This window comes from Gluconobacter sp. P1C6_b (genome assembly GCF_018811945.1).
GTDB lineage: Bacteria > Pseudomonadota > Alphaproteobacteria > Acetobacterales > Acetobacteraceae > Gluconobacter.
Genome location: NZ_JACRVU010000025.1, coordinates 35,567 through 42,127, shown reverse-complemented (window position 1 = coordinate 42,127; position 6,561 = coordinate 35,567). Strand labels below are relative to the sequence as shown.

Below are 6,561 nucleotides of genomic sequence, written 5' to 3'. Positions count from 1 at the left end.
CTAAAAGAAAAACCAGACCCAGGACGTGGGAACTATAACGCAATTAATAGATGGGAAAACGGCTATGGAAGACCGCTCCATGAAACGTTCCTGGCAGAGCAGGGACTGGTCCCGCCTCATCAAGCTGTTCAGGGGCCTGACATTCTACGAGCGTTTTGAACAGGCGATCATTCTGACCCTGATTGCGCTCATCATGCTGGTCACCGCCATCGCGACGATTCATCTGATCGGCGCGGTATGGCATCTGGTCGTCGATGTCGGAATCGATCCGATTAACCAGACGATCTTCCAGGCGATTTTCGGCGCGATCTTTACTGTTATCATCGCTCTTGAGTTCAAACACTCCCTGCTGGTCGTTCTTGCCCAGCATGAGAACGTCATCCGGGTGCGGACCATCGTCCTGATCGCTCTCCTGGCGATTGCCCGCAAATTCATCCTGCTGGATCTGCATGATGTGACTGCCGTGGAACTGTTCGCTCTCTCGGCGGCTGTTCTGGCTCTGGGCATCGTCTACTGGCTGGTTCGCGAGCAGGATGCGCGTGTCGCGCGCGACGCCAGGGAACAGGCGCCTCTCGAAGATAATCCTGCGGCCCGCTGTGAGCCTGAACGGTCTTCATCCTGAAGAATCGAGGTAAAGGCGGTCTCTAACGCCGCCTTTACTCAAAGCCCCATTACGTCCCGTGCGATGAGGGCGTGTTCTTCGTCGTCTCTGGCCCTGACGGCGCCAGATGATCTGTGTCGATGGGCCGGAACGGCGGAATGGGTTGTCCGGGATAATAGACCGGCCCCTTGTAATTCTGATCCAACTGGCTTGCGTTCAAGCTGTCGACCAGCATATCACCTGTGCCGTCTTCGTAATGAGCGCGAGCTCCGGTTTTGGGGATTGTGGACGTTCCCTCAGTCGCCCTCGCATCGAACGATGTTGCAGCCGCCCGTGCAAGATCAGCAGCATGTGCGTCCGACTGGCCCAGTAGAGACAAGCCCAGAGCAGCGCACGGCAGAAATATTTTCATCCTCTTCATGCTCATGACCTTTCGAGACTCTCCCCCGGCCGGATGAATGGCCGGGGGAGAGGTTTCGTCACGCCATCAGGCTGCCTCTTTCCGCGCCTCGATCTGGGGCACGGCTTCCTCCGCGCGTGTCGTAGAGGACGTAATCGCGATACGACGCGGCTTCATCGCTTCGGGTATCTCACGTTTCAGGGTAATGGACAGAAGTCCGTTCTCGAAGTGCGCATCGGTGACTTTCATATGCTCGGCCAGATCGAAGCGGCGTTCGAATTCTCTGCCCGCAATACCCCGATGGAGATATTCGGCGGCGCTTTGCGGCTCCGGTGCCTTTCGTCCTGTCACGACAAGAGTATTGCGCTCCTGGGTGATCGCTAGGTCGTTCTCGGCAAGTCCGGCAACCGCCATGTCGATGCGGTAATCATCCTCACCGGTCTTGATGATATCGTAAGGTGGCCAGTTATCGGCCGTCGGAATTCGACCGGCGAGATCAAGGGCATTGAGCATTCTGTCAAAGCCCACGCTCGAACGGAACAGGGGAGCAAAATCAACGGTGGCTCTCATAGCCATATCCTCCTTTGAGCAACATGGACACAAGATCAAAACTGATAGTTCTGTCTGCCGACCCCTTCGGCGGTCGGCAAATTCAATCTGGGAACTCCATGCATGGTGTCAAGAGGCATCAAAAATGCAGAAGGGCAGGTTTGGGCGTCCTCTATCGTTCGCGTCTTCATTGCCTGCGCGTCTTCGCGAGTGAGACGGACCGATGCCCATTTCACGAGCATCATGCTATAAAGCATCATCGCGTGTTCAGAGTGGACCAGAACAATGCCTGATAGCGTCAGATGGAAGTTTCTGGCCGTGGCTTTCGCCGCGACCATGCTGAGTGCGGCTCCGGCGGAGGCCAGGCCGTGGATTTATGCTGGACCACCAGTTGTCGTTCCACCACCAGTCGTGGTCGCGCCGCCACCTCCGCCTGTCGTGATTACACCGCCTCCCATCACGATCATTCGCCCCCCACCATCGGTGCCACCCTACGAAATGGTGCCCTTGCCACGCCGAGGCTATGTCTGGGAGCCGGGCCGCTGGTTCTGGACTCCGCGCGGCTACATCTGGCGAAGAGGCTGGTGGCGGCGCTGGTGAATTCTTTTGTGTAGGACGCCGTTAATGCCAAAGATTATAGAGACGCACCTATGTAAGCCCACGTTGTGAGACGGATGGATCGGATGGTCCCCGGCACGGCAGTGAGATTGTTCCAGGCTGGTCTGGCAGCATAGATGATATGCCCGGATACCGTCGAAGACGGTATCGAACAGCCAGTTGGCGCGTAGGAACTGCCAGCCATTATCAACCGGGTTCAGTTCGGGCGCGCGGGATGGCTGAAACGCGGTAGCACAGCGCAACCAAAGAAGAAGACGGTCGCGTTCCCCGTATCGCAGCCAGCGACTGATCGGCCCGCGGCAATTCTGTCTATCTATCCCGCGGTCGTTCCCGTGCCGAATGCGAGACCCTCCGGCATCGGTCCAGCCTCCACATAGCGCCACAACGCAATCAGGAGCTTTCTCGCCATGGCCATGATGGCAATCCGTCGCGTCCTTGCTTTCAGATTACCGACGCGCTCAAGCTTGCCTGAGTGACTTTTATTCACTCAGGTGAGTATCAATGCCCGATAGTTTCAGTTCGGTCCGAACCGGCGTTTCTTTTCCGAAGGCTTGATAAAACGCGTGGCGAGCAACAGAGTGCCATGGAATAACGCGAGCAATGCAAATGTTTCGGCATAAGCTTCCGACCCGGCATGGGACGGGCCGACCGTCGCAAGCTGCCACCCAAGGAATGTGGCGCATGCTGTAATCAATGTCGGCCCGCCAATCCTTTGCATGATGTTCAGCGCGGTCGTCGCCATCGGGATATCCTCGCGGGCGATCGAAGCGTATCCCGCGCTCATTGCCGGAATGCCGACGGCCCCCCCGCCGCCGCCACGCAATAACAATGCTATGGTCAGCAGGGCAACGTTTAGGCCGCTATAGGCGAGCATCATCAAGATCACTGTTCCGACAAAGGACAAAAGAGCCCCGCAACCAGTCAAGTCGCGTGCGTCAAACCGCTCGCTCAGACGGCCAATGAACGGATAGACGCACATCATCCCCAGACCCAGGGGTGCCATGAACAGGCCTGTCCGCTCGGGCGAGACACCGCAGGCGTGGATCAGCCATACCGGCAGAAGCATCTGACCCGCGAACGACACCCCGTTCGTCAGAAACATGATGATCGCCGACACCGAAAAGGTGGGTGCACGCAGCAGGCGCAGGTCGATCAGCGCGTCAGCGCCCTTGCATCGCGCGGATCGAACATACAGGACGAACAGCCCGATGGACGCACCCAACGTCGCCTGTCCATAAGGCCGGGCGACATGATCCATGCCGTAGAGAAACGAGACGAGAGCGGGCGCGAGAAATCCTAGCCCTGTCAGGTCAAGTGGACGGGGGCGCTCGTCATGCCGATCGTCAGGGAGAAACAGAACGGCAAGGGCAAAAGCCGCAAGCCCGACCGGCACATTGAGAAGAAAGATCCATCGCCAAGACGCGATGGAGAGAATGGCACCGGCGACGACGGGTCCAAGAAGCGGCGCGAGCAGAACAGGCGCCGTCATCGCGCTCGCGACCCTCGGCATCTGACGGCCCGCCACACGGGCAACCGTCATCTGCGCCATAGGGGCAAGCAGGCCGCCCGCCATGCCTTGCAGCAGACGGAATACGATTAGGGACAGCGCAGACCACGCCAGCGCGCACAGGCCTGATGTCAGCGTGAAGGCACCGAAGCACCATAAATAGACCGCTCGCCCCCCGAGGCGACTCACGAGCCATCCATTCAGCGGCAACGTCAGGGCGAGCGCCAGCAAATAGCCGCTGACCACCCACTGAATGTGTGAAAAAGGCGCGTGCAGGGTCGCGACGAGATCGGGGAGCGACACATTGACGATCGTGGCGTCCAGTTGCGCCATGAAAGATCCGATCGCCGCGACGCTCACGATTTTCCATGTACCTGAAGGCAGTTGATCCGGGCCTGAGGCTGGCGACGACGTTCCGGCGTTCATGAATGATCTCGCCGGGAACCGCGAGACGCGCAGACATCCGCCATGCGTTTACGCATCCAGCGTGATCGCTTCGCTCGTCGTCACACGGCCGAGGCGAGGAAAAATCTCCTCGCAGGCAAAGCGCTGCATCTCGTCCGTGAAGGTGGACATGAGATCGTCTGCAAGCACGACATTATATCCATGCTCATGCGCCGCCCGGGCGGTGGATTCCACACCCAGATTGGTGGCGATTCCGCCGAGCACGATGGTGGTGATGCCACGCCGCCGCAACTGAAGGTCGAGATCCGTGCCGTAGAAGGCACCCCATTGCCGTTTCGTGACGCGCAGATCGGTCGGTTCGGCAAGTCCGTCAACCAGTTCGGCCCAGTCCGGCGCGAGGCCGCCAGGCGGCGAAAAGGAGCGATCGACGACCGAATGCACAGCATCGGCGAAATCTGGCGCGAACGCAACGTTTACCAGAATGACCGGTGCGCCGGCAGCCCGAAAACGCGTTGCAAGCTCTTTCGATCGCTCAACAATCGCAGCCCCCGGTGTCGGAGCCAGGGGAAGCCCCGTGATGCCCTTCTGGAGATCGATCAGGACGAGGGCCGTCCTGGTGGCTGGGAGTGAAATCATGGCAAGACCTTCCCTGTTGACGTTCGACGGCCATCCCGAACTGTTGTCCGGAACACGCGGAAACGTTAGTAAGTTGAGTATACACTCAAGCAGGAGCATTATTTGATTATGGACTCAAGTTCGTCAAGAGGTAAACGGACGTCTCTTCAGCCGATGCGCGCGGCTGGGCGTCAGCGCGTCGAGGAGTTACTGGAGGCCGCGTCCGACCTCATGGCGGAACGAGGGTACGAGGCGACAACCATGGCGGAGATCGCCGCGCGCGCGGCGGCGAAGATCGGCTCGCTCTATCGCTTCTTTCCGAACAAGGAGGCTGTGGCGGACGCTTTGGTGAAGCGGCATATCGCTGTTCTGGAAGACGAATACGCGGCACTCGCCAAACGTGCAGCCATGCTCTCGCCGGACGCTCTGGCGGACGTTCTCATCGAACTGCTTGTCACGCTTCATCCTCGTGTGAAATCCCTGTCTGCTCTGATGGAGGCACGGACTGACAGCATGGAGATCCGCGAACGTGCACGGGGACATGCCATAGTCGGAATTGCTGCAGCGTTGCGTGTCTGTGCGCCAGGGTTGGAGGACGCACTATCGAGAGATATTGCTGCGGTCGTTCTAAACACTATGAAAGTGTTGCGCGGCATGCTGGCGAAGGACGCGCCCACGACGCCAGGCGCGCCTGACGAATTGCGGCGGATGCACCGTCTCTATCTAGCGGAGCGTTTGACTCCCTTCCGAAATGTTTTAGCCAGTACAACGGATACGGAGCCATAATTGTCCGGCGCAGGACTTATGGGAGGGAATTGGTGAATTGGATAGAGGGAGATTCGGAGCATTCGGATGGTAGCTTTATCTTAATTGTATTCGCCTGGATTACGGGTCTCCAACGGACGAAGGCGCGTAATAACGTGGTCAGAATGGAAGACGACTCTTGCCGACGGAAGGTGTCTTAGCTATATAGTTAGCTAAGGAGATATCTCATGGCCCAGTTTTCGGTTCACGATGCCAAAACCAACCTGTCTCGCCTGATTGCCGAAGCGCTTGCGGGTGGTGATGTGGTGATTGCGCGTGGTTCTGTACCCGTCGTGCGCCTTGTGCCGGTGGAACCGCAGGGTCGTCGCGTGTTTGGGGCGCTTAAAGGCAAGATCACCCTGGATAAGACCTTCAATGAGACACTGCCCGACGACGAACTGGACGGGTGGAATCTCGCTTGAGGCTACTGCTTGATACACATGCGTTGATCTGGTGGCTGGCGGGCGACGAACATTTAAGTCGTCGCGCCCAGGAAGCCATAGCGGATGAAGATAATGTCATAGCCGTGAGCGCAGCGTCGGCTATGGAGATCGCAACCAAGTTCCGCATCGGTAAACTGCCGGGGGCGGCCCTGCTGGCGCAGGATTTTGAGGCTATTGTTGCTGGGCAGGAGTTTATTGAGCTGCCAATCAGCGTTACTCATGCTCGCATCGCGGGCGAGATGAACATTACTCATAAAGACCCGTTTGACCGTTTCCTGATTGCCCAGGCGCAGGCCGAGGGTATGACGCTGATCTCCAACGAGGCTTTGTTTGATAACTTCGCCGTCAATCGTCTTTGGTGATCGCCTAAAGCGGACGTACGAACGAGAGGGTGGTGGATACGAACCGATCTGAACCGTTGGGATCAGTTCGCGACAACGGTCATGGCGTTGAATGGGAGTTGTCCTACTCCTAGGAGATAGGAGGCGCTATGATTGGGGAAAGATCAAGCGAGCGCAGAAAAAATCTTTTCAAAACAATTATCTAAACCCGCTTTATTCTCACCTTGCGATTGTCGCAATTTGAGAAGCAATCCTGCCCCCGCAACCACTTGCAGTTT

General features: G+C 57.9%; 9 protein-coding genes and 2 pseudogenes. 5 read left to right on the top strand and 6 right to left on the bottom strand.

Translation table 11 applies throughout. The features are described 5' to 3' along the window. Nucleotides 1-64 precede the first annotated feature (64 nt). Nucleotides 65-622 carry a phosphate-starvation-inducible PsiE family protein gene (locus tag KP701_RS13635; protein WP_086646729.1) on the top strand — a complete coding sequence of 186 codons (558 nt, stop codon included), beginning with the start codon at nucleotides 65-67 and terminating at the stop codon, nucleotides 620-622. 49 nt (nucleotides 623-671) lie between these two features. Here KP701_RS13635 and KP701_RS13630 read toward each other — a convergent pair whose 3' ends face one another. Together KP701_RS13630 and KP701_RS13625 are read right to left on the bottom strand one after the other, a co-directional pair. Continuing rightward, entirely contained in the window at nucleotides 672-1,013 is a 342-nt protein-coding gene (locus KP701_RS13630) for a hypothetical protein (protein ID WP_215747511.1), read from the bottom strand. A 75-nt stretch (nucleotides 1,014-1,088) separates the two neighbouring features. After that, nucleotides 1,089-1,571 carry an Hsp20 family protein gene (locus KP701_RS13625; protein WP_075624222.1) on the bottom strand — a complete coding sequence of 161 codons (483 nt, stop codon included), beginning with the start codon at nucleotides 1,569-1,571 and terminating at the stop codon, nucleotides 1,089-1,091. Between the two features lie 264 nt (nucleotides 1,572-1,835). Between KP701_RS13625 and KP701_RS13620 the strand changes: the two genes are divergently transcribed. Next, nucleotides 1,836-2,150, top strand: coding sequence for a YXWGXW repeat-containing protein (locus KP701_RS13620; protein WP_143296477.1), 315 nt, complete (start codon nucleotides 1,836-1,838; stop codon nucleotides 2,148-2,150). A 34-nt stretch (nucleotides 2,151-2,184) separates the two neighbouring features. Here the strand turns inward: KP701_RS13620 and KP701_RS13615 are convergent. The 4 genes and pseudogenes from KP701_RS13615 to KP701_RS13600 all read right to left on the bottom strand — a co-directional run. Continuing rightward, a pseudogene (locus tag KP701_RS13615) lies at nucleotides 2,185-2,428 on the bottom strand (IS630 family transposase); the annotation flags it as partial. A gap of 53 nt (nucleotides 2,429-2,481) precedes the next feature. Further along, nucleotides 2,482-2,628: pseudogene (locus KP701_RS13610) on the bottom strand (IS110 family transposase); the annotation flags it as partial. A gap of 54 nt (nucleotides 2,629-2,682) precedes the next feature. Beyond that, nucleotides 2,683-4,101, bottom strand: a complete 1,419-nt coding sequence (locus KP701_RS13605) for a DHA2 family efflux MFS transporter permease subunit (RefSeq protein ID WP_086646692.1) — start codon at nucleotides 4,099-4,101, stop codon at nucleotides 2,683-2,685. A 48-nt stretch (nucleotides 4,102-4,149) separates the two neighbouring features. Continuing rightward, entirely contained in the window at nucleotides 4,150-4,716 is a 567-nt protein-coding gene (locus KP701_RS13600) for a hydrolase (protein WP_086646728.1), read from the bottom strand. A 108-nt stretch (nucleotides 4,717-4,824) separates the two neighbouring features. Here KP701_RS13600 and KP701_RS13595 point away from each other — a divergent pair, with 108 nt between their 5' ends. The 3 genes from KP701_RS13595 (at nucleotide 4,825) to KP701_RS13585 (ending at nucleotide 6,304) form a co-directional block, all read left to right on the top strand. Then, entirely contained in the window at nucleotides 4,825-5,481 is a 657-nt protein-coding gene (locus KP701_RS13595; protein ID WP_086646691.1) for a TetR/AcrR family transcriptional regulator, read from the top strand. A 206-nt stretch (nucleotides 5,482-5,687) separates the two neighbouring features. Beyond that, on the top strand, nucleotides 5,688-5,921 hold the full coding sequence (locus KP701_RS13590; protein WP_086646690.1) for a type II toxin-antitoxin system Phd/YefM family antitoxin: 234 nt from the start codon (nucleotides 5,688-5,690) through the stop codon (nucleotides 5,919-5,921). After that, nucleotides 5,918-6,304, top strand: a complete 387-nt coding sequence (locus KP701_RS13585; RefSeq protein WP_086646689.1) for a type II toxin-antitoxin system VapC family toxin — start codon at nucleotides 5,918-5,920, stop codon at nucleotides 6,302-6,304. The genes KP701_RS13590 and KP701_RS13585 overlap by 4 nt, the downstream gene beginning before the upstream one ends. The last annotated feature ends 257 nt before the right edge of the window (nucleotides 6,305-6,561 follow it).

Bases quoted from the DNA above. Each gene is read 5' to 3' on its own strand.
- KP701_RS13625 (WP_075624222.1), bottom strand. From the start codon at position 1,571: ATGAGAGCCACCGTTGATTTTGCTCCCCTGTTCCGTTCGAGCGTGGGC.
- KP701_RS13590 (WP_086646690.1), top strand. From the start codon at position 5,688: ATGGCCCAGTTTTCGGTTCACGATGCCAAAACCAACCTGTCTCGCCTG.
- KP701_RS13620 (WP_143296477.1), top strand. From the start codon at position 1,836: ATGCCTGATAGCGTCAGATGGAAGTTTCTGGCCGTGGCTTTCGCCGCG.
- KP701_RS13635 (WP_086646729.1), top strand. From the start codon at position 65: ATGGAAGACCGCTCCATGAAACGTTCCTGGCAGAGCAGGGACTGGTCC.
- KP701_RS13630 (WP_215747511.1), bottom strand. From the start codon at position 1,013: ATGAAAATATTTCTGCCGTGCGCTGCTCTGGGCTTGTCTCTACTGGGC.
- KP701_RS13600 (WP_086646728.1), bottom strand. From the start codon at position 4,716: ATGATTTCACTCCCAGCCACCAGGACGGCCCTCGTCCTGATCGATCTC.
- KP701_RS13595 (WP_086646691.1), top strand. From the start codon at position 4,825: ATGGACTCAAGTTCGTCAAGAGGTAAACGGACGTCTCTTCAGCCGATG.
- KP701_RS13605 (WP_086646692.1), bottom strand. From the start codon at position 4,101: ATGAACGCCGGAACGTCGTCGCCAGCCTCAGGCCCGGATCAACTGCCT.